A 25,536-nucleotide genomic window follows, 5' to 3' on the forward strand; every position below is an offset into this window, starting at 1 on the left:
CCTCCTCGGTAGTCGTCACCAGGACGTCGAACGGCACCCCGCCAGATCGACCTCCCGCAGCGCCGCACCGACGCCGGCCAGCGCCGCCGCGTTCATCGACAGCGACGTCACGCCCAAGCCCGCCAACTTCGGCGCCAACGACGGGTCCGCCGCTGCCTCGCCGCACACGCCGGCCGGCTTTCCCGCCTCCGCCGCCGCTGAGGCCACCATTCCCACCAGACGCAGCAACCCGGGCCGACGCGGGTCGTTCAACGACGCCACCGCGCCGAGCTGGCGGTCCGCCGCGTACACGTACTGCGCCAAGTCGTTCGTGCCCAGCGACACGAAGTCGACCTCCGCCAGGATCTCCGCCGCGCACAACGCCGCCGCCGGGATCTCGATCATCACGCCCGCCCGCTCGATTCCCGCCGCGCGGGCGCGCTTCGCGAACCAGGCCGCCTCCTCCGGCGTTGCCACCATGGGGGCCATCACCGACAGCTCGACGCCCGTGTCGGCCGCCGCCGCGGTGATCGCTGCCAGCTGGCGGTCCAGCAGCTCCGGCCGGTCGAAGGCGACGCGCAGGCCGCGGACGCCCAGTGCCGGGTTGGGCTCGGCACCCATCGGCAGGAACGCCAACGGCTTGTCCGACCCCGCGTCCAGCGTCCGGACCACCACCGGCTTTCCGGCGAACGGCTCCAGCACCGCCGCGTACGCCGCGCGCTGCTCGGCCTCCGTCGGCTCCGAAGCGGCTGACAGGTAGCAGAACTCCGTCCGGAACAGGCCGATCCCTTCCGCTCCTGCCGCGGCGGCCGCCCGTGCGTCCGCCGCAGATCCGACGTTGGCGAGCAGCTTCACGCGATGCCCGTCCGCGAGCCGCCCGACGCCGTCCCACGTCGGACGGGACGTGCGCGCCGGCGCTCGCACCGTGCCATCCGAAGGCGACACCGTTCCCGCGGAACCGTCGACCGCCAGCCCGGGACTGTCCAGGCCGAGAACGCCGGCGCACGCGACGACCGCCGGGATGCCCAGCGCCCTGGCCAGGATCGCGGTGTGGCTCGTCGGGCCGCCCTCCGCCGTCACCAGCGCCAGCACGAGGTCCGGATCGAGCCCCGCGGTGTCGGCCGGCGCGAGGTCGCGGGCCACCAGCACGCTCGGCGACGTCAGCTGCGGAACACCGGGCGGCGCCAGCCCGAGCAACGACGCCACGATCCGGTCGCGGACGTCCGCGACGTCGGCCGCGCGTTCCGCCAGGTAGCCGCCCGCGGCCCGCAACGCGGTCATGAACTCCCCCGCCGCCTCCCACACCGCGCGCGGCGCGGGCAGCGAGCGGTCCAGCACGAGCCGTTCCGCCGCCGCGACGAGCGCCGGGTCCGCCGCCATCGCCGCGGTCGTCTCGAGCAGCGACCGGGCATCACCGGACACGGAACGGGCACGATCGGACAACGCGGCCGCCACCGAGGCCGCCGCGGGCCCGATCCTGCCCGCTTCGGCCCGGACGTCGTCCGGCGCGGGCGAAGACACGGGTTCCGGCAGGTCAGCGGCCACGACCACGCGGGGACCGGCGACCCGGCCGGGGCTGACTCCGACTCCGGACAACGACATGGCGGGACCTCCGGGGGCAAAGGATCTCGTAACTGGGGATTGACAGTACGGTAACAACGGGCACAATCAAACAGCAACGGGCAAACATCGGAGAGGAACGGGCATGTACGCCGCCGAACGGCATCAGCTCCTGGCGCAACGCGCACGTCGCGACGGCCGCGTCGACGTCAACGACGTCGCGACCGAACTCGGTGTCGCCCCCGAGACCATCCGCCGCGACCTCGGCGTCCTCGAACGCCAGGGCGTGGTCCGCCGTGTCTACGGCGGCGCGGTCGCCGTCGACCGGCTCGACTTCGAGCCGGAGGTCGCCCAGCGGGACCGGACGAACGCCGCGGAGAAGGACGCGATCGCCCGCGCCGCGCTGGACCTGGTGCCCGACCGCGGCTCGATCCTGCTCGACGCGGGCACCACGACCAGCAGGCTCGCGACGCTCCTGCCGGCCGACCGCGAGCTGACGGTGATCACCAACTCGATCCCCGTCGCGTCCATCCTGGCCACCCGCCCGGGCCTCACGCTGCACATCCTCGGCGGCCGCGTCCGCGGGACGACGCTCGCGGCCGTCGAAGCCTGGACGCTGCACGCACTCGACGGGCTGCTGGTGGACGTCGCTTTCCTCGGCGCGAACGGCTTTTCCGCCGAGCACGGCTGCACGACACCGGACATGGCCGAGTCGGCGGTGAAGGCCGCGGTCGTGGCGGCGGCGCGCAAGCGGGTGCTGCTGGCCGACCACAGCAAGTACGGCACCGACCAGCTCAGCCGTTTCGCCCGCCTGTCGGAGATCGACGTGCTGGTCACCGACAGCGGCATCGACGCCGGCGCCGTGGCCGAGCTGGAGGAAGCCGGCCCCGAGGTGGTGCTCGCATGATCCTCACCGTCACCCCCAACCCCAGCCTCGACCGCACCGCCCGCCTGGCCGAGCTGCGCCGCGGCGAAGTGAACCGGGCCGAGGCCGTGCGGCTCGATCCCGGCGGCAAGGGTGTCAACGTCGCCCGCGCGCTGGCCGCCGCCGGCACCCCGACCGTCGCCCTGCTGCCCGCCGGCGGGGTGGTCGGCGAACGGCTCGCCGACCTGCTCGCGCCCGAAGGCGTGCCGGTCGTCGCCGTGCCGATCGGCGGGACCACGCGCAGCAACATCACGCTCGTCGAAGCCGACGGGACCACGACGAAGATCAACGAGCCCGGGCCGGAGATCTCCCCCGCCGAGCTGGCCGCGCTCGAACGCCGTGCCGTCGAACTCGCCGGGCGCGCCGACTGGCTCGTGTGCTGCGGCAGCCTGCCCGCCGGCGTGCCTGACGACTTCTACGCGCGGCTCACCGGGCTGGCTCGCGAGGCCGGCGCGAAGGTCGCCGTCGACTCCTCCGGTGCGCCGCTTGCCGCCGCGTGCGCGAGCGGGCCGGACCTGCTCAAGCCGAACCTCGACGAGCTGACCGAGCTCGCCGGACGGCCGCTGCCGCTGCTCGGCGACGTCGTCGCGTTCTGCCGCGAGCTGATCTCCGGTGGCGTCGGGCGCGTGCTCGTCAGCCTCGGCGCGCGCGGCGCGGTGCTCGTCGAGGACACCGCCACGCACCACGCGCTCGGCCCGCTGGTGGCCGTGCGCAGCACCGTCGGCGCCGGAGACGCCGCACTCGCCGGATTCCTCCACGCGGGAGGAACCGGCCCCCGAGCCCTGCGCACCGCGGTCGCCTACGGCACCGCCGCGGTGACGCAGGAGGGCAGCCGCATGCCCGCCCCCGAAGACGTGCACCCCGACCAGGTGCGCGTCCTCGACGCCGACCCCACCTTCACCCTCAGCGGAGCCGCCGCATGACCACCCTGGACCTGATCACCGCCGACCTGGTCGACCTCGGCCTCGACGCCGCCGACAAGCACGCGGCCACCCGCGCGCTCGCGCAGCGGCTCGTCCACGCCGGGCGGGTGACCGACCTCGACTTGTTCCTCAAGGACGTCGCCGCGCGCGAGGAGCAGATGGCCACCGGGCTCGAGGGCGGCATCGGCATCCCGCACTGCCGCTCGGCCGCGGTCACCGCGCCGACGCTGGCGTTCGGCCGCAGCACCGGCGGCGTCGACTTCGGCGCTCCGGACGGCCCCGCCAGGCTCATCTTCCTCATCGCCGCGCCGGAAGGCGGCGGCGGCGACCACCTCAAGGTCCTGGCCGCCCTCGCCCGCCGGCTCGTCCGGGCGGAGTTCAAGCAGACCCTGCTCGAGGCCACCGACGCCGCGGCCGTCGCCGAGTACATCCGCCAGGAGGTGTCCTGATCATGAAGTTCGTCGCCATCACCGCCTGCCCCACCGGAATCGCGCACACCTACATGGCCGCCGAGTCGCTGGAGCAGGCCGCCAAGGCCAACGGCGACACGATCGTCGTCGAGACGCAGGGCTCCGCCGGGTCCGAACCGCTGTCCGAAGCCGACATCGCGAGCGCCGACGCCGTCATCTTCGCCGCCGACCTCGCCGTGCGGGGACGCGAACGGTTCGCCGGGAAGCCGATCGTCGAAGCGCCGGTCAAGGCCGCGATCAACGACGCCGCCGGATTGTTCGAACGCGCGAAGGCCGCGGCCCGCGAGCCCGTGCCCGCCCCGGCCGCCGAGCCGGAGCTGACGTCCAAGGCCGGCGTCAACGACAAGGCGGGCACCCGGTTCCGCCAGTGGCTGATGACCGGCGTCAGCTACCTCATCCCGTTCGTCGCCGCGGGCGGGCTGCTGATCGCGCTCGGGTTCGCGCTCGGCGGCTACCGGATCTCGGACGCGCCCGCGGTCACCGAGCACTTCGACGCCGGTTCGGTGGCGGGGTGGGCCGCGCTGATGTTCCAGATCGGCAGCGCCGCGTTCAAGTTCCTGGTGCCGGTGCTGGCCGGGTTCATCGCCTTCGCGATGGCCGACCGCCCGGCCATCGCGCCCGGCTTCGTGGGCGGCGCGATCGCCGTCACCGTCGGAGCCGGCTTCCTCGGCGGCCTCGTCGCCGGCCTGCTGGCCGGTGGTGTCGTGCTGGCGCTGAAGAAGATCCAGGTGCCGAAGGCGATGCGCGGCATCATGCCGGTGGTCGTCTACCCGCTGCTCGGGTCCATCGTGGTCGGTGTGCTGATGTACGTCGTGGTCGGCAAGCCGATCGCGGCGGCGACCACGGGGCTGACCCACTGGCTCAACAGCCTCAGCGGCGTCAGCGCGCTGCTGCTGGGTGCGCTGCTGGGCCTGATGATGGCGTTCGACATGGGCGGGCCGGTCAACAAGGCCGCCTACGCGTTCGCCGTCGGCGGCCTGACCACCGGTGCCACGGCGTCGCTGCAGATCATGGCCGCGGTGATGGCGGCAGGCATGGTGCCGCCGCTGGCGCTGGCGCTGGCCTCGACCGCGCGGAAGAAGCTGTTCACCGAAGCCGAACGCGAGAACGGCCGGGCGGCCTGGCTGCTCGGCGCGTCGTTCATCACCGAGGGCGCGATCCCGTTCGCCGCGGCGGACCCGTTCCGGGTGATCCCGTCGGTCATGCTGGGTTCGGCCGTCACCGGCGCGCTGTCGATGGCGTTCGGCGCGACCCTGCGTGCCCCGCACGGCGGGATCTTCGTGCTCCCGCTGATCGGCAATCCGCTGCTGTTCCTCGTCGCCCTGGTCGCGGGTACGGCCGTCGCGGCCGGCTCGGTGATCGTCCTCAAGCAGGTGCGGTTCCGGGCGGGCGAACGCTCCGCCGCCGTCACCGCCCACACCGTCAACGCGTGAAGGAGTCCACTGTGTACCGACGTCGCACGCTCGTCGCCAGCGCGGTCGGGCTGCACGCCCGCCCGGCGGGCCTGGTCGCGAAGACGGCCGCCGGTCAGCGGGCGAAGGTGAAGATCGCCAAGGTCACCGGCGGCGTCCCGGGCGACCCGGTCGACGCGGCCAGCGTCCTGGGCCTGATGACCCTGGGCGCCGGGCACGGCGACGAGGTGGAGCTGACCGCCGAGGGCGACGCGGCCCGGGAGTCGGTCGACGCACTGGCCGAGCTGATCGCCCAGGACCTGGACGCATAGGCCCAAGCGGTCAGGCCGGGCCGAGCAACGCGATCGAGGCGCGCACCGCGACTTCGGTGACGTCGCCGGCCCGGCCGCCGTCCTCCACCGTCGTCGCGATCAGTTCCCGCAGTCCGCCCAGGAGCATGATCGCCAGCTGGCGGGACGGCGGGCTGATCCCCGCGGCGCGCAGGGCCGGGGTGTCCGTCAGCTGCTGGGTCATCGCGATGAACCCCTCCATCGCGTCGCGCTGCAGGTCGCGGGCCGCGGCGCCGAGGGCCGGGACGTCGCGGATCCAGCTCAGCGTGATCGCCGGCTCGGACTCCGCGCACGCGATCCACGCTTCGATCGCCTGGCGGACCTGGGCATGCCACGGCGCGCGCGGGTCGACCGCCTCGGAGATCCGCTGGATCATCGAGCGGTTCGCGTCGGCCAGCAGGGCGATCAGGCACTCTTCCCGGCCGGCGAAGTGCTCGTAGAACGTCCGGCGGGACGTGCGGGCGCGCCGGACGATGTCCGCGACGGTCGTGTCGCGGAAGCCGGTCTCGGTGATGGACGCGGCGAGCCCGTCGAGCAGCCGCTGCCGGTGCCGGCGGGTGTCGACGTCCACGGAAGTCACGGTATACCCCTCGCTGCGGCCCGCTCTTGAACCTGGATGGTACACCGGCGTACCGTACCGACGGTACGCTCGCGTACCACCTTCCGGGAGGGTCGATGCCGACCATGACCAGCGCCGTGACGCTGCCGCCGGGGCCGACGGCACCGCGCGCCGTCCAAGGCGCCTACGCACTGACGCAGCCCCTGCGCGGCCTGCGCCGCCTGCGCGACCGCTACGGGGACGCCTTCACGGTGAACGTGCCGATCTTCGGCAACGCCGTCGTGATCAGCGATCCCGCCGAGATCAAGCAGCTGTTCACGTCCGGGCCCGAGCTGGTCGACAACCTGGAGGTCAACCTCGGCCGGGTGCTCGGGCCGCGGTCGCTGTTCGCCTTGTCCGGCGAGGAGCACAAGCGGCAGCGCAAGCTCCTGGTCCCGCCGTTCCACGGCCGCCGGCTGGCCGCCTACGAGAAGATCGTGGAAGCGGAGGCCGTGCGCGAGTTCGCGAGCTGGCCGGAAGAGCGCCCGTTCGCGACGCTGCCGTCGATGATGCGGATCACGCTCAACGCCATCCTCCGCGCGGTGTTCGGCGCCGAAGGGGCCGAGTTCGCCGAGCTGCGCGAGCTCCTGCCGCCGTTCGTCACCCTCGGGTCCCGCCTCGCCGTGCTGCCGATCCCGAAGAAGGGCCGCTTCAACCCGTGGCGCCGCTTCGAAGCAATGCGCCGCGAGTACGACGCGATCGTCGGCCGGCTGATCGCGAAAGCCCGTCCGGACGGCGACGACGTCCTGTCGATGATGCTGCAGACCCGCTACGACGACGGATCGCGGCTGACCCGCGAGGAGATCTCCGACCAGCTCCTCACCCTGCTCACCGCCGGTCACGAAACCACCGCGACGACGCTGGCCTGGGCCGTCGAACGCCTGCGCCGCCACCCCGCGCTGCTGGCTGAACTGCAAGGCGACGACGGCACGCTCCTCGACGCCACGATCCTCGAGGTCCAGCGCACCCGCCCGGTCATCGACCTCACCGCCCGCCAGGTCAGGCAGGACGGCTTCCGGCTGGGTCGCTGGACGCTGCCGAAGGGGTACGCGGTACTCGTCAGCATCGCGCTGATCCACGACGACGACGCCGTCTTCCCGCACGCGGCCACCTTCGACCCGCACCGCTTCGCCGGCGCGCGCCCGGACCTCTACCAGTGGATCCCGTTCGGCGGCGGCACCCGCCGCTGCCTCGGCGCCGCCTTCGCGACCATGGAGATGACGGTCGTGCTGCGGACGCTCCTGCGGGAGTTCACCCTCGTCCCGGCCGCCGAGCCGGGCGAACGCTGGCATTCGCGGGGCGTGGCCTACGCCCCGGCCAAGGGCGGCCGCGCTGTCGTGCGCCGCCGGACCACCGGAGGAGCGCAGTGACCGAAGAGATCGCCGACGTCGGCCGCGGAATTTCCCTGGCGTACGAACGGATCGGGGACCGCGGCGCCGAGCCGCTGGTCCTCGTCGCCGGACTGGGCCAGCAGCTGCACAGCTGGCCGGACGCCTTCTGCGCGCAGCTGGCCGAGCGCGGCTTCGAGGTCATCCGGTTCGACAACCGCGACGCCGGGCGCTCGACACACCCGCGCTTCCGGCCGCCGAGCCTCTTCGGCATGCTCGCCGGCCGGTTCCCGCCGCAGCAGTACGACCTGAAGGACATGGCCGCCGACACCGCGGGCCTGCTCGACGCCCTGGCGCTGGAACGCGTCCACATCGCGGGCGTGTCGATGGGCGGGATGATCTCCCAGACCGTCGCGGCGCTGTACCCGGACCGGGTCCGGACCCTGACGTCGATCATGTCGACGACCGGGTCGCGGCTGATCGGCCGTCCCGCGCTCTCGACGTGGCGGCTGATGGGCGCGAAACCGCCGAGCACGCGCGAAGAGGCGGTCGCAAGCGCGGTCCGGATGTTCCGGCACATCGGCTCGCACGGCTACCCGTTCGACGAGGCCTGGGTGCGCGAGACGGCCGGCAAGGGCTGGGACCGCGACCCGACGGCCGGCGGCGTGGGCCGCCAGCTCGCCGCGATCCTCAAGTCCGGCAACCGGACCGCCCTGCTGCGGCGGATCACCGCGCCGACGCTGGTGATCCACGGCGACCGCGACCGGATGGTCCACCCGACCGGCGGCGCCGCCACCGCCCGCGCCATCCCCGGCGCCCGGCTCGAAACCGTCCGCGGCATGGGCCACGACCTGCCCGAAGGAGCCTGGCCCACGATCCTCGGCCTCATCGGCGAACACGCGAGGAGCAGCGATGTCACGGCCCCGTAGTGCCGATCCGGCCGGAAGCGGGCGGAAACGGTCCGCAGCCGATCGGCTCGGGGCGGCGGTTTCCGCCGTGACCGCCGCCGGACCGGCGCCCAGGCGGCACAGCATCACCGGCCGCCCGGTGGTGATCACCGGCGCGGCGTCCGGCATCGGCCGGGCACTGGCCACCCGGCTGTCCCGGCTCGGCTCCCCGGTCGCGCTCGCCGACGTCGACGAAGACGGGCTGAAGGCCACGGCGGCCGCGCTGCCCGGCCGCGTGCTGACGCGGGTGCTCGACGTCCGCGACGCGCGGGACCAGCGCCGGTTCGCCGGCGAGGTCCGCGAATGGCTCCCGGCTCCGCTGGCCGCGGTGTTCAACAACGCCGGTGTCGCGCTCACCTCCACCGTCCTCGACGCGGTACCCGAGGACGACGACTGGCTGCACGACATCGACTTCCGCGGCGTCGTGCACGGGACGCGCGCGTTCCTGCCGATCCTCGTCGAGCAGGGCGAAGGCGCGATCGTGAACACCTCCAGCGTGTTCGGCCTGCTCGGCATGCCGTACCAGAGCGCGTACTGCGCGGCGAAGTTCGCCGTCCGCGGGTTCACCGAGTCCCTGCGCCAGGAGCTGCGCGGGACGGCGGTCCGCGCGGTCACCGTGCACCCGGGCGGCGTCACGACGAACATCGCGCGCAACGCCCGGATGCGCCGGGACCCCGAAGGGCTGGGCCGCACGCGCGAAGAGATGGCGGCGCGGTTCGAGGCCATGACCATGACCTCGCCGGAGAAGGCGGCGGCGATCATCCACGCCGGCGTCGACCGCGGCAAGGCCCGCATCCTCGTCGGTCCCGACGCCTACCTGTTCGACGCGCTCGCCCGCATCACCCCCACCCATTACCACGCCGTGCTTTCGCGCGTCATGAAACGCCCGCGGCGAACGGAGGCTGCCCTGCCATGACCGAGCACGTCGACGTGCTGATCGTCGGCGCCGGGTTGTCCGGCGTCGGCGCGGCGCACCACCTGCGGACCGCCTTCCCGCGCAAGACGTACACGATCCTCGAGGCCCGGGACGCGATCGGCGGCACCTGGGACCTCTTCCGCTACCCGGGCGTCCGGTCCGACTCGGACATGCAGACCCTCGGCTACCGGTTCCGGCCGTGGACCGACGCGAAGGCCATCGCGGACGGACCGTCGATCCTGCGGTACGTCCGCGACACCGCCGCCGAGGCGGGGATCGACCGGCACATCCGCTTCGGGCACAAGGTCGTCCGCGCGTCCTGGTCCACAGTGGACGCATTGTGGACGGTCGAGGCCGTGCACGACGGCGAGCCCGTGCGGCTCACGGCGAAGTTCCTCTACCTCTGCAGCGGCTACTACGACTACGAATCCGGCCACACGCCGGAGTTCCCGGGCATCGGGAACTTCCGCGGGACCGTCGTGCACCCGCAGCACTGGCCCGAAGACCTCGACTACACCGGCAAGAAGGTCGTCGTGATCGGCAGCGGGGCGACGGCGGTGACGCTCGTGCCGGCGATGACCGACCGCGCCGAGCACGTCACGATGCTGCAGCGCTCCCCCACGTACATCCTTTCGCTGCCTTCGGAAGACGCGCTGGCCAACCGGCTGCGCGGCCTGCTCGGCCCGCGGCTGGCGTACCCGCTCGCGCGCTGGAAGAACGTCGCGGTCAGCACGCTGATCTACCAGCTGAGCCGTCGGCGGCCGGGAGTGGTGAAGGCGCTGATCCGCAAGGCCGCGCTGAAGCAGCTGCCGCCCGGGTACGCCGTGGACACCCACTTCAAGCCGCGGTACCAGCCGTGGGACCAGCGGCTGTGCCTGGTGCCGGACGGCGACCTGTTCCGCGCGATCCGCCGCGGCCACGCCTCGGTCGTCACCGACCGGATCGCCACCTTCACCGAGACCGGGATCCGGCTGGCATCGGGGGAAGAGCTGGCGGCCGACGTCGTCGTCACCGCCACCGGGCTGCGCCTGCTGGCCTTCGGCGGCATCGGCCTGGCCGTCGACGGCGAGCCGGTCAAGCTGCCGGAAACCATGGCGTACAAGGGGATGATGCTCAGCGGCGTGCCGAACTTCGCGTTCACCATCGGGTACACGAACGCGTCGTGGACGCTCAAGGCCGACCTCGTCGCCGAGTACGTCGTCCGGCTGCTGCGCCACCTCGACCGGCACGGCTACGACCAGTGCGTGCCGGTCAACGACGACCCGGCGGTCACCGAGCGGCCGCTGCTGGACTTCGACGCCGGGTACGTGCGGCGGTCGATCGACGAGTTCCCCAAGGCCGGTTCGCGGGCGCCGTGGCAGCTGGGCATGAGCTACGCGCACGACCTGGTCAAGCTCCGGCACGGCCGGATCGACGACGGCGCGCTGCGCTTCTCGCGGCGGACGGCGGCAGCGGGCAGACTGAGCGCATGACCCTCGCCACCGCGCCCGCCCGGAGCCGCTGACATGCACTCCGCGGGACTCGTGCTGCACCCCCGCCGCGACTCCGCGGCCGCCGTCGAAGCCGTGCTCGGCTGGGCGGGCCACCGGAACATCGAGATCCTCGGCATCGCCGACGAGATCGTGCGGCTGAACTGCGCCGCGGTGGCGGTGACGCCCGAGGAGCTGGGCCGCCGGTCCGACCTGGTGGTCAGCCTCGGCGGCGACGGCACGATGCTGCGGGCCATGCGGCTGGCCGACGGGCAGCGCGCGCCGGTGCTCGGGGTGAACCTCGGCAAGCTCGGCTTCCTGGCCGAGGTCGACGTCCCGGACCTGCCCGGCGCGCTCTCGGCCATCGACGACCACCAGTTCACCGTCGAGCCGCGGCTGGCCGTCGACGCCGTGCTCGCGGGACGGCGGATCACCGCGTTCAACGACATCGCGGTGGTGCGCGTCCCGGGCGAGGGCAGCGCGGTCGTCGCGGTCCGCGTCGGCGGCCAGCCGTTCGTGAGCTACTCGGCGGACGCGGTGGTCGTGGCCACGCCGACCGGCTCGACGGCGTACAGCTTCTCGGCGGGCGGCCCGATCACCAGCCCGTCGGTGGAGGCGCTGCTGGTCACGCCCGCGGCCCCGCACTCGGCGTACAGCCGGGGCGTGGTGCTCTCGGTGCACGACGAGGTGACGCTCGAGCTGCTGCCGGCCAGCGGCAGGCTCGCGGTCGAGGTCGACGGGCAGGTGGCGGGGTACGTCGTCGCCGGCGACCGGCTCGACCTGCGCGCCCGGCCCAGCGCCGCGCGCGTCGTGCGCCTCGGGCGGACCACGTTCTTCCAGCGGGCGCGGCGCAAGCTGCGGCTGACCGACTCGGCGGAGATCCCGCAGGACGGCGACCACTAGTGGTCCAGGTCACATCTCGGGCGTGTCGCGCACTGGTCACGGAAAGGTCACGGGTAGCGTCCGCGGCTGCGCCTGAACCAGCCGAGCCGTCCGGGAGTGTCCCTCTTCATGCTGCTGCCCGCCCCTGCCCGTCCCCACCTGTGCGCCCGCCTGCTCGTGCCCGGCGCGCTGACCGCGCTGGCCGGCGCCGTCGTGCTGCTGGCCGTGCTGCACCTCGACCGGCGGCTGGCCCCGCTCGACCCGGTGAGCACGATGCTCAGCGACTACGCGCTCAGCCCGGGCCGGTGGCTGTGGGCCGGGGCGCTGATCCTGACCAGCACGGGCTCGGCGCTGCTGCTGGTCGCGCTGCGGCGCCGCGGGCTGCTGGCCAACCCGGCACTGGTCGCGGGGAAGGCGTTGTGGTGCGTGAGCCTCGTGGCGGTCGCGATCTTCGCGAAAGACCCGCAGGGCGGGGCGATCACCGCGACGGGCAAGATCCACCTCTACGCGTCGGCGGTCACGTGCCTGAGCCTGCCGGTGGTCGGCTGGGCGCTGGGCCGGCGCCACCGCGACGACCCGCGCTGGCGCCGGTCGGCCACCTGGTCCCGGCGGCTGGCGCTGGCGGCGATCCCGTTCTACCTGCCGTTCATCGTCCCGTTCGCGGCGAACGTCGTGTTCGGCGACCATCTCCCGACGGTCGCGACCGGCCTGGTCGAGCGGCTGATGATGGTGCTGGAGATCGCGCTGCTGGCCGTGCTCGGCCACTGGGCCCACCGCGCGACCCGCACCGGCGCCGCGCTGCGAACCTGACCGGACCGCCCCGCCCGGGTCACGGCTGGTCGCGGGTGCGGTGCAGGAGCCAGTCGCGGGTGGTGCGGATCAGCGCGTAGCGCACCGGCTCGGCGCGGCCGTGCAGGGTGAACAGGATCCGCTTGGCCGTCCGGTCGTGCTCTTCCCACCAGCCCGTGTCCGCGATCTTCTTCGACTCGTCCTCGTAGGCGAGGTGCTCGAGCGCGTGGTCCGGGACGGCGACCGCGAGCCGGTCGGCTCCCGGGTCCGGCGGGAGGCCGCGCGGCACCGCCCACGACCGCAGCACGCCGTCCTCCTCCAGGCGGAGGTCGAAGTGGTGCCGCGGGCGCCAGTGCTCGTGCAGCACGAACGCCGGTCGATCGCTCACGCCACCACGATGCCAGATCCGCCCCCCGGGTACCTTGGGCGTGCGCACGGGCGCCGAACGAGGGAGGCCGGGTGAGCGTGCTGCCGGTCGCGGCCGCGGTGGCCCTCGTCGTGTTCGCCGTGCGGCTGGCCCGCGAGCCGCGGCGGCTCGGCAACGCCGTCTGGCTCGGCGTGGCGCTCCTGCTGAGCGCGTTGTGGCTGCTGCGCGCGGCGCTGCACCTGGATTGGCTGACACCGGTGCTGCCGGTGCTGCTCGGGACCGCCGCGGTGCTGGTCACGCTGGTGCTGCCGGCCGCGTTGCTGGTCAACGGCGTCCTGATGTGGCGGCGGGAAGGCCGCAGCCCCGGCAACCTGCTGTCCCTCGGCCTCGGCGCCGCCTTGATCGCCCTGGAGGTCCTGTTCTTCGTGCCGCTGGGCCGGTGGGGCTCGGCGCTGGTGGCCGCGGCGGCGGCGCTCGCCTGCTGCTTCGGGTTCGTGTTCCTGTCACTGCTGGTCTATTCCGTGGTGTACAGCCGGATCGGCCGCCGCGGCGGGTTCGACGCGATCATCGTGCTCGGCTGCGGCCTCGACGGCGACCGCGTGCCGCCGCTGCTCGCCGCGCGTCTCGAGCGCGCGATCCGGCTCTCCGAACGGGAACCCGAGCCGCCGGTGCTGGTCGTCTCCGGCGGCCGGGGTGCCGGCGAAACGGTCAGCGAGGCCGACGCGATGCACGCCTACCTGCGGGAACGCGGAATCCCGGCCCACCGGATCCGGCGCGAGGACCGGGCCACGACGACCGAGGAGAACCTGCGCTTCTCGGCCGCGCTCCTGCCCGGCGACGCCCGCCGGGTGGTGGCGGTGACCAGCAATTACCACGTGTTCCGGGCGGCGGTCGAATGCCGGCGGCTGCACCTGCCGTTCCACGCCACCGGCTCGCCGACCGCGCGGTACTTCCTGCCCAGCGCCCTGCTGCGCGAGTTCGCCGCGCTGCTCCTGCACTACCGCCGCACGACGATCGCGGCCGGCGTGCTCGTCGCGGGCACGGTGCTGCTCCTGACGCTGCTCTCCTGAGCGGACCGCTCGACCGCCGAGAGCAGGGCCCGCAACGCGGCCATCTCGGCGGCCAGCGCCCGCCGGCCCGCCGCGCTGATGGTGATCCACGTCCGGGGACGCTTGCCCTCGTAGCCCTTCTCGACGTCGATCAGCCCGGCCTCCTGCAGGATCGTGACGTGCCGGGACAGGTTCCCGGCCGTCATGTCCAGCGTGCGGCGCAGGTACCCGAAGTCCACCTTCCCGGCTTCGGCGGCGATGGTGAGGATGCCGAGCCGGTGCCGCTGGTGCACCGTTTCGTCCAGGGCCGCCGCGGGATGCTCGCTCACGCGCGGGCCCGCCACTCGTGCCACGCCGCGAAGCCGCCGCCCGCGAGCAGGATCAGCCCTGGCAGCAATGTGTTCTCCAACGCCGTTGCCGCTTCGCCTTCGAAGCGCGTGAAGACGCCGAGGTGGAAGAACAGGCCGCCCATCAGCTTCAGGTTGGCGACCAGCGCGGCCGCCGCGAACAGTCCGCTGACCACGCCGAGCACGCGGCTGCGTTCCAGCCAGGCGAGCCCGATCAGGCCGAGCGCGACCGTCACGAGCGGCGCGTACGGCGCCGGGGCGAACCGCAGGTCGAGCATGGCCAGCCCGACGAACCCCGACACCGTCGCCCCGGCCGTGGCGGCGCGGCCGAGTTTCGCCCGCAGCGCCAGGAACGAGCCGAGCGCGAAGACCGCCCCGGCCAGTACCGGGATCGTGAAGGACGCCTGGGTGTACGGCGACCGCGCCGACCGGTAGGCGAACGACTCGACGACCGGCACCCCGAACGAGATCGCGAGCACGCCCAGCACGCCGACGGCGAGGTAGCCGCGGATCGGCGTCCGCACGCCACGGCGACGCCCGCGGTGCACGTACCAGGCCGCCGTCGCCAGGAACCCGCCGACGACCGCGACCAGCCAGTAGAGCTGCAGCGGTGTGCCGAACCACACGCCCGCGACGCCGAACCGCGGCGGCGCGCCACCGGCCCACAGTGGCGCGAGCAGCACCAGCACGCCGAACAGGAACAGCGGCGGGACGTAGGCGTGCCGGTCCGCCCGGGTGCGCGCCCGCAGCCGCGTCATCTCGTCGAGCAGGTCGGCCGCCGGGATGTCGCTCATCGAACCCCCAGATCCGAAACTGGTTTATTTGGCAAACAAGATCTGGAAGTGAACCTATCGTACGGCCGGGCCGGCGCGGAAGCGGGTCTGCGATCATGGCGCCGTGAAGCCACGCCGCTGGAACCCGGACGCCGTCGCACCTCCTCTCGGGCGCTACAGCCACGTCGCCGAAGTGCCGGCCGGGCACCGGCTCGTCTTCCTCGCCGGCCAGCTCGGCGTGCGGCCGGACGGCAGCCTCGCCGGGCCGGACGCCGAGGCTCAGGCGCGGCAGATCTTCGCCAACGTCGAGGCGCTCCTCGCCGCGCAGGGCGCCGGCCCCGCCAACCTCGTCAAGCTGCTGGCGCTGGTCGCGAGCCCGGACGAGCTCGCCGGGTACCGCACCGCGCTCACCGATGTCTTCGCGAAGTGGTTCCCCGACGGCGACTTCCCGGCGCAGACGCTCGCCGTCGTGGCGGGCTTGGCGGCCCCGGAGTACGTCGTCGAGGTCGAAGCGATCGCCGCCGTATAGGCCGTTATACAGCCTTAGTCGTTCTTGTCGTCGTAGGAGGTCCAGCCGCCGTGGCCTTCGGCGGCGGCCACGTCGGCGTCGGCGGTCGCGGCGTGGGTCATGGCCGCGACCGTGCGCTCCAGGCCCTGCTGCACCTCGTCGCCGCCGGCCTCGCGGACGCTGTGCAGGGTCACGGTGATCTCCGAGGACGCCGGGCCGTTCTCGGCGATCCGCAGCTCGCCGTGGTAGTCGTCGGGGCCTTCGGCGCCCCACGACAGCGAGCGGTTCGCCGGGTCGGTGTGCAGCCACGCCTCCCCCGCGACGCGCTGACCGTGGACCTCCGCTTCGACGTGCACGCTGTCGCCGCCTTTCGGCTCGGCGACCTTCATCTCCGGGAAGTACCGCGGCAGGTTCTCCGGGTGGCTCAGGAACGCGAACAGCTCGTCGGCGGGGACGTCGGCGGTCGCGGTGTGCCGGTACTCGGTCATGGTCGGCTCCTCGTCAGCGTGATTCGGGCGCGGTTACCCCGCGGCCGGTGCATTAAAAGAGCGGGCGCGGGGAATCCGGGAAGCATGACGACCACCGAACCCGGGACCCGGGTGCCGAGGCGGGGCCCCGCCCCCGTCCAGGGCATGGGCATGCTCATCGGCCTGCTGTTCCTCGTGCTCGCCGCGCTGGAGCTGATGTCGGGGGTCACCACCGGCGGCGGTCCGCGCGAGCTGTTCGGCGTGGTCGCCGTCTCCGGGGTGTGGGCGCTGGTGCACCTGCTGACCGGGGCGTTGGCGGTGTTCTGCACCCGGTCGTCGCGCTGGGCCGCCTGGTTCCTGGTCGTCGCCGGCGCCGGCTACGCGCTGATCGGCCTCGCGGGACTGCTGCCGCTGCCCCGGCCGGTCACCGACGTGCTGCCGATGAACACCGCGGGTGTGTGCCTCGCGCTGGCCTTCGGCACGGCGATGCTCATCCTGGGAGCGGGCTGGCTCCGGCGCGGGCCGGCCCGGCGCCGCTGAGGGACGTCGCCGGTGCGCGGGAAGCGCACCCGCACCTCCGTGACCAGCAGAACAACCCCGGCCGTGATTAGCAAACAGCAAGACCACGGCGCCAGTCGCAGGCCCACCGGCTTCCTTCCGCGCCCCGCCGGCTTCCTGGCACGCTGACGCCATGAGCTACGACGTGCAGACGATCCGCAAGCACTTCCCCGCCCTCGCCGCCGGAGCCGCCCACTTCGACGGGCCCGGCGGCTCGCAGGTTCCCGACGTGGTCGGCGAGGCGGTGGCCGGGACGCTGTGCGCCGCGATCGCCAACCGCGGGGTCGTGACCGCCGCCGAGCGGCGGGCGGGCACGGTGGTCGCCGAGGCCCGGCAGGCCGTCGCCGACCTGCTGGCCGCCGATGCGGACGGCGTCGTCTTCGGGCGGAGCATGACGCAGCTGACGTACGACTTCTCGCGCACGCTCGCCAAGACCTGGGGCGCGGGCGACGAGGTCGTCGTCACCCGGCTCGACCACGACGCGAACATCCGGCCGTGGGTGCAGGCCGCCGCGGCCGCCGGTGCGACCGTGCGCTGGGCTTCGTTCGACCCGGCCACCGGGGTGCTGACGCCGTCCGACGTCACCGGGCTGCTGTCGCCGCGGACCCGGCTGGTCGCGGTCACGGCGGCGTCGAACCTGCTGGGAACCCGGCCGGACGTCCCGGCGATCGCGGCCGCGGTGCACGACGCCGGCGCGCTGCTGTACGTCGACGGTGTGCACCTCACCCCGCACGCCGCGGTCGACGTCACGGCGCTGGGAGCCGACTTCTACGCGTGCTCGCCGTACAAGTTCCTGGGACCGCACCTCGGGCTGGTCGCCGCCGCGCCCGCGCTGCTGGAGACGCTGCGCCCGGACAAGCTGCTGCCCTCGACCGACGCGGTCCCGGAACGCTTCGAGCTGGGCACGCTCCCGTACGAGCTGCTGGCCGGGACGACCGCGGCGATCGACTTCCTCGCCGGTCTCGTGCCCGGCTCGGGTTCGCGCCGCTCGCGTCTGCGGGGTTCGCTGACGGCGCTGGCCGAGCACGAAGACGCGCTGCTGGCCCGGCTCGACGCGGGCTTGGCGGCGCTGCCCGGCGTGACCCGGTACGGCGCGCCCGACCGGCACCGGACCCCGACGGTACTGTTCTCCGTCGACGGCGTCGCGTCGCAGGCGGTGTACGAGCACCTCGGGACGCTGGGGGTGAACGCGCCGGCGGGCAGCTTCTACGCGATCGAGTGCTCGCGGCACCTGGGCCTCGGCGACACGGGCGCGGTGCGGGCGGGCATCGCGCCCTACACGACGGAAGCCGACGTGGACCGGCTGCTCGCGGGCGTCGCGTCGGTCGTGAGCGGGAAACAGGGTTAGCACCCCTGCTTCCCGCTCACGACGGTTACGGCACCGGCGCGTAGCCCGACGGCCGGGCGGTGAACGTGCCGCAGCCCCGGGTCCGGCTCCGCAACCGGGTGGCGTAGCCGAACAGCTCCGCCACCGGCACCGTCGCCGTCACCACCGCGGTGCCCGCCCGGACCGCCGAACCCGTCACCCGGCCGCGCCGGGCGGCCAGGTCACCGAGCACGCCGCCGACCACGTCGCCGGGTACCGTCACGGCCACCTCGGCCACCGGTTCGAGCAGCCGCAGCTCGCACGCGCGCAGTGCCTCGCGCAGGCCGAGCCGTCCCGCCGTCCGGAACGCCAGATCCGACGAGTCCTTCGGGTGCGTGGCGCCGTCGGTGAGCACCACCCGCAGGCCCGTCACCGGGTACCCGCCGAGCGGTCCTTCGGCCAGGGCGTCCCGGCAGCCGGCTTCGACCGCGCGGACGTACTCGCGCGGCACCCGGCCGCCGGCGATCGCCGAGGCGAACTCGAAACCCTCCGCGGACGGCGAGACGTCGAGGACCACGTGCGCGAACTGGCCCGCGCCGCCGTCCTGCTTGACGTGCCGGTAGACCAGCCCGGACACGCCGCGCACGACGGTCTCGCGGTGGGCGACCGACGGACGGCCGGCGGCGACGTCGAGGCCACGCTCGCGCAGCTTCTCCACCGCCACCTCCAGGTGCAGCTCGCCGAGACCGGACAGCACCGTCTGCCCGGTCTCCGGGTCGGTGCGCACGACCAGCGAGGGGTCTTCCTCGGTCAGCCGCGCCAGCGCCGGCGTCAGCCGGTCGCCGTCGCCCGCCCGGCGCGCCTCGACGGCCACCGAGACCACCGGGTCGGCCGTCACCGGCGGCTCCAGCAGCACCTCCGCGCCGGGGGCGCAGAGCGTCGCGCCGACCCGCGCCGCCTTCGGCCCGGCCACCGCGACGATGTCGCCGGCCACCGCACTGTCCACTTCGGAGTACCGGTCGGCCTGCACGCGCAGGACGCGCGCGATGCGCTCGGTGCGGCCCGCGTCCGACACCTGGTCCCCCTTCCGCAGCGTTCCCGAGTACACGCGCAGGTACGTCAGCCGTCCCGTGGCCGTCGCGACGACCTTGAACACCAGCGCGGCCACCGGCGCCGCCGGGTCGGCGGGCCGGTCGGGGCGCACCGGCGGCACGTCCGCCGGCGACGGCAGGTAGGCCACGACGGCGTCGAGCAGCTCCGTGATCCCGCGGTCGCGGTAGGCCGCGCCGCACAGCACGACGAGCCCGTCGCCGCTGAGCGTCAGCTCCCGCAACGCCTTCTCCAGCGTCTCCGCCGAGACGGTCCCGGTGGCGCAGAACTCCTCCAGCGCGAGCGGATGCAGCTCGGCGACGGCCTCTTCGAGCACGCGACGCCGTCGCCGCGCCTCGGCCAGGACGTCGTCCGGCACCTGGTCCAGGCGGAGCAGGTCGACGACACCGGTGAAGGCGCTTTCCCGCCCGATCGGCAGCTGCACCACCAGCGGTGCCGGGTGCAGCCGCGCGCGGATCGACGCGACGGCCGCGTCCAGGTCGGCACCCGCGCGGTCGAGCTTGTTGACGAAGGCGATGCGCGGGACGCCGTGCCGGTCGGCCTGGCGCCAGACGGTCTCGCTCTGCGGTTCGACGCCCGCGACGGCGTCGAACACGGCGATCGCGCCGTCGAGGACCCGCAGCGACCGCTCGACCTCGGCGGTGAAGTCGACGTGGCCGGGCGTGTCGATGAGGGTGAGCCGGTGGCCGGCCCACGTGCAGCCGACGGCCGCGGCGAAGATGGTGATGCCGCGGTCGCGTTCCTGCGGGTCGAAGTCGGTGACGGTGGTGCCGTCGTGGACCTCGCCCTGTTTGTGGGTCACTCCGGCGAGGTGGAGGACCCGTTCGGTGACGGTGGTCTTGCCCGCGTCGACGTGGGCGAGGATGCCGAGGTTGCGGACGGTGGTCAGGTCGTGGGTACGCACGGTGCGGTCCTTGGAGGAAGATCCGGGCAGGACAGCGCGATTCGCCGTGCCGGTCACTCCACAGTGGAGCGCGTCACGGCGTCCGGTGCGAGCCGCGCGGCAGGCACCGGGAAGGCGGAGACACGAGGATCACCTCGGACCGCGGCCGGGAAGCGGCAGGGACGTGGTGACGCACGGCCGGCTCCCCTCGTTCGACGCGGCGGTGTGGGTTCCGGCGCAGCGTAGCGGCGCCCGCGCCGGCGGCCAACCGCTTTTCCCGGGGACGCCGGCCTGTCACGCGGGCGGCGCGACCACCCGGAGCTGGAGCATCGCCGCGAAGCGGGCTTCCGGGTCGGTCATGTCGAAGCCGCCGACCTCCGCGAGCCGGCGCAGGCGGTACCGGAACGTGTTGGGGTGCACGTGGACCGCGGCCGAGGCGGCGATGACGTCGCCGAAGGCGTCGAGCCACGCCCGGAGCGTCTCGACGAGGTGCGCGTGGTGCTGTTCGTCGTACTCGAGCAGCCGCGCGACCGGCCCGGTCGGGCGGTCGCCGCGCGCGGCGACCAGGTCCTGCAGTTCCAGCAGCAGCGCCTCGACGTGCACGTCGGCCAGCAGCGCGACCCGGCGGCCCGCGCCGCTGCCCGAGCGCAGCACCCGCAGCGCGCGGTCCGCGCTCGCCCGCGCCTCCGGCAGCTCGGCCGCGCTGCGCGCCACCGGCCCGATGCCGACGACCGCCCGCACGCGGTCGCCCACCCGGTCCAGGAAGTCCTTCGCGATCCGCAGTGCCCGCCGTTCGCCGTCGGCGTCGCGGGTCACCGGGACCAGCCCGTACGCCGTGTCGCCGACCAGCGCCGCGGCGCACCGCGGGTGCACCGCGCTCAGGTGCATGGCCAGGCCGTCGGCCAGCCGCTGCCGCTCGGTGGCCAGCTCGGCGTCGGCGGCGCCGTTCTCCAGCACCGCCAGCGCCAGCACGACGACCGGCTGGTCGGCCAGGCCCAGCCTGCTCAGCGCCTCCCGCGCCGCGGCTCCGCCTTCCAGCGCCGTGCTCAGCAGGTCCGCGCGCAGCCGGCGTTCGACGTCGGCTCCGGCCCGGACGCGCAGCAGGTGCAGCGCGACCAGGCGCGCCGCGTCGCGCAGCGCCTGCGTCCGGTCCGGCGTCAGCGGTTCGCGCACCGCCGCCCAGATCGAGCCGAGGATCTCGTCGCCCGCGCGGACCGCGACGGCGACCCGCGGGATCATGAACCCGTCGGGGCTCTCCGGCGGCCGGTCGACGTACACCGGCCGGTCGGTGCGGTACAGCTCGCGGAACACCCCGCGGTCGGCCAGCATCCGGGCGAACCGCTCGGGCACCTGCCGCCCGAGGATGGTCTCCACGCGCGACGGGTCGGCTTCGTCCTGCCGTCCCGAGAACGCCAGCACCCGCGACCGGCGGTCCTCGATCGTCACCGGCGCGTCGATCAGCGCCCCGATCGCGTTGGCCACGGCGAACAGGTCACCCGACGGCAGCCCGGCGAGGGTCTCGGGGCCGGCGTCGCCGACGTCGCCTTCGGCGAGCAGTGACCGCAGCATCGCCGCGAGCTGTGCCCACGACGCGCCGCGGGCCAGGCTCAGCAGCGCGACGCCGGTCTCCTCGACGGCGGCGGAGATCGCCTCGGTCACCGTGACCGGCGCGCGCAGCACGAGCCCGGCCGCGTCGTGCCGGGCCAGCGTCCGCAGCTGCCGGACCACCTCGTCCGGTTCCGCGAGGCCGACGCCGAGCACCAGGGCGTGCTGGGGCAGCGCGGGCTCGTCGAGCGGGTCGTGGATGGCGACGCCGCCGATGCCGCCGGGCCGGTCGCCGTCCCCGAGCACGAGGTCCAGGAGGGTGCCGCCCAGGTCGTCGAGGACGCGGCCGAGGCTGGCGTGCGGGCGCAGGTTCACCGAAACGAGCACCTCCCGAAGCTAGGCGCGACACCGTCAGCCTAGTTCGTCGGAGGGCACGAAATCAGCCTCCGTTTTCGTCCACCCGGACCAAGGGGCTACGTCGTCAGCTTCGCCGCCACGTTGTAGGCCTCGACCAGCAGCCGGGCGCCCGGCACGCGCCGCCGTGGCTCGACGCGGACCGTGCGGCTCTCCCCCGGCAGCAGCCAGAAGTAGTTGTCGCCGTAGCGGGTGGGCAGCACGCGGTCGGCACCGTTGCGTTCCCGCAGCGACAGCCGGATCATCGCGGCGACCGTCGAGCCCTCGTTGCGGACGGTCGCGGTGTAGGCGTCGCCGTCGGGCCGCAGCGTCGTGGCCAGGCGGGCGCCCGGGAGCTGGTTGAGCGCGCGCATGGCGGTGTCGGTGCGGTAACGCCAGTACGTGTTCTCCGACAGCACCGCGCCGCTCGCGTCGGTCAGGGTGAGCCGCAGCAGGTGCAGGTCCGGCTGGCCGGCTTCGAACGGCACCGGGAAGGCGTCCGCGGCCACGTTCGCGGCGACGTCCACCTGCTGCCGGCGCGGCTGCCCGAGACTCGCGCCGTCGAGGCCGTGGAGCCGCGCCGTCACGGTCGCCCCGGTCAGCGCGTCCGGCGTGTGGTTCACGACGCGGACCTGCCAGGTGGTCAGGTCGGCCTGGACGTGCCGGGCCTCGCAGCCCTTGCGCGCGCCGTAGTAGCTGCCGTTGACGTCGAGGTCGTAGTCGTAGGTCTGCCAGACCGTGCTGTGCCACGCCGGGTGCGACATCCACAGCAGCACGCCCGTGGCGTCGTTCCACAGCTTCGCGTTCCACGCCTCGAAGATCGCGCGCATGCTCTCGTAGTTGACGAACTGCGCCTTGCGGCAGAACTCCGCGAGGCTCGTCGAGGGCGCCAGCCGCGCGTCGATCGCCGCGAGGTAGCTCTGCGGTGACTGGTTGCCGGCGGTGGACCAGTCGTGCAGGAACCACGGCGCGCCGATCGGCCAGCCCGGGTCGCCGGAGCCGACCAGGTTGCGCATGCTCTCGACGACCGACACCGTCGGGAGCCCGATTTCGCTCCAGAACCCGTACTTCCCGCCGGTCGCCTCGCCGGTGAAGTACCGCTTCGGGTCCTGCCAGAAGTAGGGTCCGTCGCCGGTGATCACGCCGCCGGCGGAGTTGCCCTGGTAGAGCAGGTCGGTGTTGGCCGTGACGATCTCGCGCAGCGCGTTGTCGATCACCGACGGCGGGGTGCCTTCGTTGCAGCCGAACCAGACCGTCGCGCACGCGTGGTGCCGGTAGCGCAGCACGGTGTCCTTCGCCTGCGCCAGGAAGATGTCGTGGTTGGCCGGGTCGGTCGACCAGCCGTCCCAGAACTCGTTCCACAGCAGGATGCCGTACTTGTCGCAGGCGTCGAACAGCTCCTGCCGGTACGACGAGCCGACCCAGTTGCGGATCAGGGTGAAGTTCATGTCGCGGTGCATGGCGACGACGGCGTCGGCCCGCTCGGCCGGCATCCGGCGCAGCAGCTCGTCCCAGCCCCAGCTGCCGCCGCGGGCGAAGACCTTGACGCCGTTGACCAGCAGCGTCAGCGGCTTGGCGTTGTTGTCGACGGACGCGGCGCCGGTCCAGGTGTCACCGTCCTGCGACACCTGGATCTCGAACGTCGCCGCGTAGGCGGTCTCCCAGGTCAGCACGACGCGGTCGAACGCGGTCGCGGTGCCGAGGTCGACCTGCAGCCACTGGTTGTCGTCGTAGCTCGACGTCCAGCGTGTGTTCGGATCGCCGTCGAAGGCGCGTTCGGGCGGGTCGCCGTCGGCGACCGAGGACGACGTGGCCGGCTTGCCCTGCGCGAGGTCCGTGCCCGGGTTCGCGCTGTCGACGACCGCCATCGTCCAGAGCGAGAAGCCCCAGCCGGTGGCGCGCTTGCGGCCCTGCATGCGGACGAACCGGGCGTGCTGCGGGCCGAGGTCGACGGTCTGGGTGGCGCGGCCGTCGCTGATCACGATCGGCAGGTCGTACCGGTAGCCCAGCTCGCGCAGGCCGATCTTGACCGTCCGGCGGTCGCTGACCGACGCCCCGATCGCCGCGGTGAGCGTCAGGTCGTAGAGGTCCGGGTCGCCATAGCCGTTGGGCCACCACAGCTTCGGGTCGCGCACCACCTGCTTCGGGAACGCGACGTCGGCGGTCTGGCCGGCCGGGACGGTGACCGTGCTCGACACACTGACCGGGCCGAAGGCGGCGGTGACCTTGACGCGCTGGGCGGTCGCGGCGGCGTTGCGCACCGGCACGGTCAGGGTCACCTCGGCGGTGCCCGGATCCGGCACCTTGGTGTCGACGCGGACGTCGCCGAGCACGGCGGCGCCGGTGGAACGCAGGCGCACGTGGTCCCAGATGCCCGAGGCGCGGTCGCGGACCGCGGGCATCCAATCCCAGCCCGAGACCGCGAGGTAGGTCGGCGAGTTCTCGAACATCGTGCCGCCCGCGTCCACCCAGGAGCTGCCGTCGGACCCCTTGTCGCCGGGGCTGCCGGGCTTCGGCATCGGCGCGATCCGCACGGCCAGTACCTGCTCGCCGGTGCGGCGCAGGGCAGCGGTGACGTCGAAGACGCCGCGGCCGAACGGGTGGCTCTGCGCGCCGATTCCGGCGCCGTTGAGCCAGATGCGGGCTTCGTGGTTGACGCCGTCGAACTCGAGCCAGACGTGCCGGCCGGGCGAGGTGTCGAGGCCACGCGGGAGCGAGAACCGGCGGCGGTACCACCACGCGTGGCGGGAAAGCGCTTCCGGGACGTGCAGGTTGTTCATCCCGGCCACCGGATCGGGCAGCTGCCCCTGCTCGACGAGCGAGGCGAGGACCGTGCCGGGAACGGTCGCGGGCAGCCATCCCCGGGTGTCCACAGTAGATCCGGAAAGGACGGTGCCGTCCCCGGTGGGCGCCCAGTCGTCCATGGTGAGGACCCAGCCGGACTCGAGCGGCACGGTGCCGTCGGCGGCGACGGCCAGAGCCGGCGGGTTGTCGTCCGGGCGGACCGGGAAGCTGGTCCAGCCGCGGACGGCGGGCCGGTGGCCGGTGCTGGTGCCGAAGACCTGGAAGCCGTTGAGGCCCAAGGGATTGCCCGTCGAGCGGCGAGCCGCGGTGAAGCGAACCCAGCGGGCGGTGACGGCCGGCAGCGGGATCGTCACGACGCCGCCGGTGCCGGAATCGGTGTGGTGGACGGTGCGCCAGGCCTTGCCGTCGCCGGAGACGTCGAGGTCGAAGGCCGTCGCGTAGCTCGACTGGATCTCGAAGCCGCTGGTGTGGCTGCGGGAGGCGCCGGCGTCGAAGGCGGGATCTCCGGGCTGGCCTTCGAAGGTGAGCACGACGGAGTCGATCCGGCACGGCCCCTGCAGGTCGACGACGATCCACTGCCCGTCGCCCTGGGCGGCACGCCAGCCGGAGCCCTTGACGCCGACCTGGGCGAGCCCGTCGACGGCGAACTCGGCCGGGGTGGCGGCGTAGTCGGTGGAGGAAACCCGCACCGGACGGAACAGGGCCAGATCGGTCTTCGCCGCCGGTGCGGCGGTGCCGGCTTCGGTTTCCGCGGAGGCCACGCCGGGCAGCACGGCGCCGATCCCGAATCCGGCGAGCAACCCACCCCCGGCGGCGAGCACCCGCCGCCGCGACAGGGCGGCGACGTCGGCGGACGGGGAACCGATGCGGTGCTGGTCGGCCATCCGAACTCCGTTCT

At 73.7% G+C, this 25,536-nt stretch carries 24 protein-coding genes; 15 read left to right on the plus strand and 9 right to left on the minus strand.

The window, feature by feature from the left end; all coding sequences use genetic code 11:
• Window positions 1–15 precede the first annotated feature (15 nt).
• Entirely contained in the window at window positions 16–1,581 is a 1,566-nt protein-coding gene (locus BT341_RS27925; RefSeq protein ID WP_072479103.1) for a putative PEP-binding protein, read from the minus strand.
• Window positions 1,582–1,684: 103 nt separating this feature from the next.
• Here BT341_RS27925 and BT341_RS27930 point away from each other — a divergent pair, with 103 nt between their 5' ends.
• The 5 genes from BT341_RS27930 to BT341_RS27950 are packed head-to-tail and all read left to right on the plus strand — an operon-like array spanning window position 1,685 to window position 5,580.
• Window positions 1,685–2,446: a DeoR/GlpR family DNA-binding transcription regulator gene (locus BT341_RS27930; RefSeq protein WP_072479104.1), complete on the plus strand. Its 762-nt coding sequence runs from the start codon at window positions 1,685–1,687 to the stop codon at window positions 2,444–2,446.
• On the plus strand, window positions 2,443–3,387 hold the full coding sequence (pfkB, locus tag BT341_RS27935) for a 1-phosphofructokinase (RefSeq protein WP_072479105.1): 945 nt from the start codon (window positions 2,443–2,445) through the stop codon (window positions 3,385–3,387). Before BT341_RS27930 ends, pfkB begins: the two co-directional genes overlap by 4 nt.
• Window positions 3,384–3,836, plus strand: a complete 453-nt coding sequence (locus BT341_RS27940; RefSeq protein WP_072479106.1) for a PTS sugar transporter subunit IIA — start codon at window positions 3,384–3,386, stop codon at window positions 3,834–3,836. The genes pfkB and BT341_RS27940 overlap by 4 nt, the downstream gene beginning before the upstream one ends.
• Window positions 3,837–3,838: 2 nt before the next feature.
• On the plus strand, window positions 3,839–5,290 hold the full coding sequence (locus tag BT341_RS27945) for a PTS fructose transporter subunit IIC (RefSeq protein ID WP_072479107.1): 1,452 nt from the start codon (window positions 3,839–3,841) through the stop codon (window positions 5,288–5,290).
• 11 nt (window positions 5,291–5,301) lie between these two features.
• Window positions 5,302–5,580, plus strand: coding sequence for an HPr family phosphocarrier protein (locus BT341_RS27950; RefSeq protein ID WP_072479108.1), 279 nt, complete (start codon window positions 5,302–5,304; stop codon window positions 5,578–5,580).
• Window positions 5,581–5,590: 10 nt separating this feature from the next.
• On the opposite strand, the gene BT341_RS27955 is transcribed toward BT341_RS27950, so the two are convergent.
• Entirely contained in the window at window positions 5,591–6,178 is a 588-nt protein-coding gene (locus BT341_RS27955; RefSeq protein ID WP_072479109.1) for a TetR/AcrR family transcriptional regulator, read from the minus strand.
• 95 nt (window positions 6,179–6,273) lie between these two features.
• Between BT341_RS27955 and BT341_RS27960 the strand changes: the two genes are divergently transcribed.
• The 6 genes from BT341_RS27960 (at window position 6,274) to BT341_RS27985 (ending at window position 12,548) form a co-directional block, all read left to right on the plus strand.
• The gene (locus tag BT341_RS27960; protein WP_072479110.1) at window positions 6,274–7,566 is read left to right on the plus strand and encodes a cytochrome P450; all 1,293 of its coding nucleotides are present in this window, start codon (window positions 6,274–6,276) and stop codon (window positions 7,564–7,566) included.
• The gene (locus BT341_RS27965; protein ID WP_072479111.1) at window positions 7,563–8,453 is read left to right on the plus strand and encodes an alpha/beta fold hydrolase; all 891 of its coding nucleotides are present in this window, start codon (window positions 7,563–7,565) and stop codon (window positions 8,451–8,453) included. Before BT341_RS27960 ends, BT341_RS27965 begins: the two co-directional genes overlap by 4 nt.
• A 67-nt stretch (window positions 8,454–8,520) precedes the next feature.
• A complete protein-coding gene (locus tag BT341_RS27970; RefSeq protein WP_072479112.1) occupies window positions 8,521–9,387 on the plus strand; it encodes an SDR family NAD(P)-dependent oxidoreductase in 867 nt (288 codons plus the stop codon).
• The gene (locus BT341_RS27975) at window positions 9,384–10,859 is read left to right on the plus strand and encodes a flavin-containing monooxygenase (protein ID WP_072479113.1); all 1,476 of its coding nucleotides are present in this window, start codon (window positions 9,384–9,386) and stop codon (window positions 10,857–10,859) included. Before BT341_RS27970 ends, BT341_RS27975 begins: the two co-directional genes overlap by 4 nt.
• A gap of 33 nt (window positions 10,860–10,892) precedes the next feature.
• Window positions 10,893–11,759 (plus strand): NAD(+)/NADH kinase, encoded by an 867-nt coding sequence (locus BT341_RS27980; RefSeq protein WP_072479114.1) that lies wholly within the window; start codon window positions 10,893–10,895, stop codon window positions 11,757–11,759.
• Between the two features lie 108 nt (window positions 11,760–11,867).
• Window positions 11,868–12,548 carry a DUF998 domain-containing protein gene (locus BT341_RS27985; protein ID WP_072482219.1) on the plus strand — a complete coding sequence of 227 codons (681 nt, stop codon included), beginning with the start codon at window positions 11,868–11,870 and terminating at the stop codon, window positions 12,546–12,548.
• A 19-nt stretch (window positions 12,549–12,567) separates the two neighbouring features.
• On the opposite strand, the gene BT341_RS27990 is transcribed toward BT341_RS27985, so the two are convergent.
• Window positions 12,568–12,915, minus strand: a complete 348-nt coding sequence (locus BT341_RS27990; protein WP_072479115.1) for a DNA polymerase ligase N-terminal domain-containing protein — start codon at window positions 12,913–12,915, stop codon at window positions 12,568–12,570.
• A 71-nt stretch (window positions 12,916–12,986) separates the two neighbouring features.
• Here BT341_RS27990 and BT341_RS27995 point away from each other — a divergent pair, with 71 nt between their 5' ends.
• Entirely contained in the window at window positions 12,987–13,964 is a 978-nt protein-coding gene (locus BT341_RS27995) for a YdcF family protein (protein WP_072479116.1), read from the plus strand.
• On the opposite strand, the gene BT341_RS46740 is transcribed toward BT341_RS27995, so the two are convergent.
• Together BT341_RS46740 and BT341_RS46745 are read right to left on the minus strand one after the other, a co-directional pair.
• A complete protein-coding gene (locus tag BT341_RS46740) occupies window positions 13,892–14,272 on the minus strand; it encodes a transcriptional regulator (protein ID WP_245805125.1) in 381 nt (126 codons plus the stop codon). The genes BT341_RS27995 and BT341_RS46740 overlap by 73 nt on opposite strands.
• Window positions 14,269–15,084: a hypothetical protein gene (locus tag BT341_RS46745; protein WP_072479118.1), complete on the minus strand. Its 816-nt coding sequence runs from the start codon at window positions 15,082–15,084 to the stop codon at window positions 14,269–14,271. The genes BT341_RS46740 and BT341_RS46745 overlap by 4 nt, the downstream gene beginning before the upstream one ends.
• A gap of 103 nt (window positions 15,085–15,187) precedes the next feature.
• On the opposite strand from BT341_RS46745, the gene BT341_RS28010 reads away from it, so the two are divergent.
• On the plus strand, window positions 15,188–15,592 hold the full coding sequence (locus tag BT341_RS28010; RefSeq protein WP_072479119.1) for a RidA family protein: 405 nt from the start codon (window positions 15,188–15,190) through the stop codon (window positions 15,590–15,592).
• Between the two features lie 14 nt (window positions 15,593–15,606).
• Here the strand turns inward: BT341_RS28010 and BT341_RS28015 are convergent, their stop codons facing one another.
• Entirely contained in the window at window positions 15,607–16,059 is a 453-nt protein-coding gene (locus BT341_RS28015; RefSeq protein ID WP_072479120.1) for an SRPBCC family protein, read from the minus strand.
• Between the two features lie 84 nt (window positions 16,060–16,143).
• Between BT341_RS28015 and BT341_RS28020 the strand changes: the two genes are divergently transcribed.
• Entirely contained in the window at window positions 16,144–16,578 is a 435-nt protein-coding gene (locus BT341_RS28020; RefSeq protein ID WP_143168659.1) for a DUF4383 domain-containing protein, read from the plus strand.
• A 151-nt stretch (window positions 16,579–16,729) separates the two neighbouring features.
• On the plus strand, window positions 16,730–17,944 hold the full coding sequence (locus tag BT341_RS28025) for a cysteine desulfurase-like protein (RefSeq protein ID WP_072479122.1): 1,215 nt from the start codon (window positions 16,730–16,732) through the stop codon (window positions 17,942–17,944).
• A gap of 25 nt (window positions 17,945–17,969) precedes the next feature.
• Here BT341_RS28025 and fusA read toward each other — a convergent pair whose 3' ends face one another.
• The 3 genes from fusA to BT341_RS28040 all read right to left on the minus strand — a co-directional run bounded on the left by fusA (window position 17,970) and on the right by BT341_RS28040 (window position 25,522).
• Complete coding sequence (gene fusA / locus BT341_RS28030) at window positions 17,970–19,916, minus strand: elongation factor G (RefSeq protein WP_072479123.1); 1,947 nt, start codon at window positions 19,914–19,916, stop codon at window positions 17,970–17,972.
• Between the two features lie 273 nt (window positions 19,917–20,189).
• Window positions 20,190–21,827, minus strand: coding sequence for a PucR family transcriptional regulator (locus BT341_RS28035; RefSeq protein WP_072479124.1), 1,638 nt, complete (start codon window positions 21,825–21,827; stop codon window positions 20,190–20,192).
• Between the two features lie 86 nt (window positions 21,828–21,913).
• Complete coding sequence (locus BT341_RS28040; protein ID WP_072479125.1) at window positions 21,914–25,522, minus strand: discoidin domain-containing protein; 3,609 nt, start codon at window positions 25,520–25,522, stop codon at window positions 21,914–21,916.
• Window positions 25,523–25,536: the final 14 nt, after the last annotated feature.

This window comes from Amycolatopsis australiensis (genome assembly GCF_900119165.1).
GTDB lineage: Bacteria > Actinomycetota > Actinomycetes > Mycobacteriales > Pseudonocardiaceae > Amycolatopsis > Amycolatopsis australiensis.

Bases quoted from the DNA above. Each gene is read 5' to 3' on its own strand.
- BT341_RS28040 (WP_072479125.1), bottom strand. From the start codon at position 25,522: ATGGCCGACCAGCACCGCATCGGTTCCCCGTCCGCCGACGTCGCCGCC.
- BT341_RS27925 (WP_072479103.1), bottom strand. From the start codon at position 1,581: ATGTCGTTGTCCGGAGTCGGAGTCAGCCCCGGCCGGGTCGCCGGTCCC.
- BT341_RS27930 (WP_072479104.1), top strand. From the start codon at position 1,685: ATGTACGCCGCCGAACGGCATCAGCTCCTGGCGCAACGCGCACGTCGC.
- BT341_RS27985 (WP_072482219.1), top strand. From the start codon at position 11,868: ATGCTGCTGCCCGCCCCTGCCCGTCCCCACCTGTGCGCCCGCCTGCTC.
- BT341_RS28025 (WP_072479122.1), top strand. From the start codon at position 16,730: ATGAGCTACGACGTGCAGACGATCCGCAAGCACTTCCCCGCCCTCGCC.
- BT341_RS27945 (WP_072479107.1), top strand. From the start codon at position 3,839: ATGAAGTTCGTCGCCATCACCGCCTGCCCCACCGGAATCGCGCACACC.
- BT341_RS27960 (WP_072479110.1), top strand. From the start codon at position 6,274: ATGCCGACCATGACCAGCGCCGTGACGCTGCCGCCGGGGCCGACGGCA.
- BT341_RS27975 (WP_072479113.1), top strand. From the start codon at position 9,384: ATGACCGAGCACGTCGACGTGCTGATCGTCGGCGCCGGGTTGTCCGGC.
- BT341_RS27980 (WP_072479114.1), top strand. From the start codon at position 10,893: ATGCACTCCGCGGGACTCGTGCTGCACCCCCGCCGCGACTCCGCGGCC.
- BT341_RS28020 (WP_143168659.1), top strand. From the start codon at position 16,144: ATGACGACCACCGAACCCGGGACCCGGGTGCCGAGGCGGGGCCCCGCC.
- BT341_RS27940 (WP_072479106.1), top strand. From the start codon at position 3,384: ATGACCACCCTGGACCTGATCACCGCCGACCTGGTCGACCTCGGCCTC.
- BT341_RS28015 (WP_072479120.1), bottom strand. From the start codon at position 16,059: ATGACCGAGTACCGGCACACCGCGACCGCCGACGTCCCCGCCGACGAG.
- pfkB (WP_072479105.1), top strand. From the start codon at position 2,443: ATGATCCTCACCGTCACCCCCAACCCCAGCCTCGACCGCACCGCCCGC.
- BT341_RS46745 (WP_072479118.1), bottom strand. From the start codon at position 15,084: ATGAGCGACATCCCGGCGGCCGACCTGCTCGACGAGATGACGCGGCTG.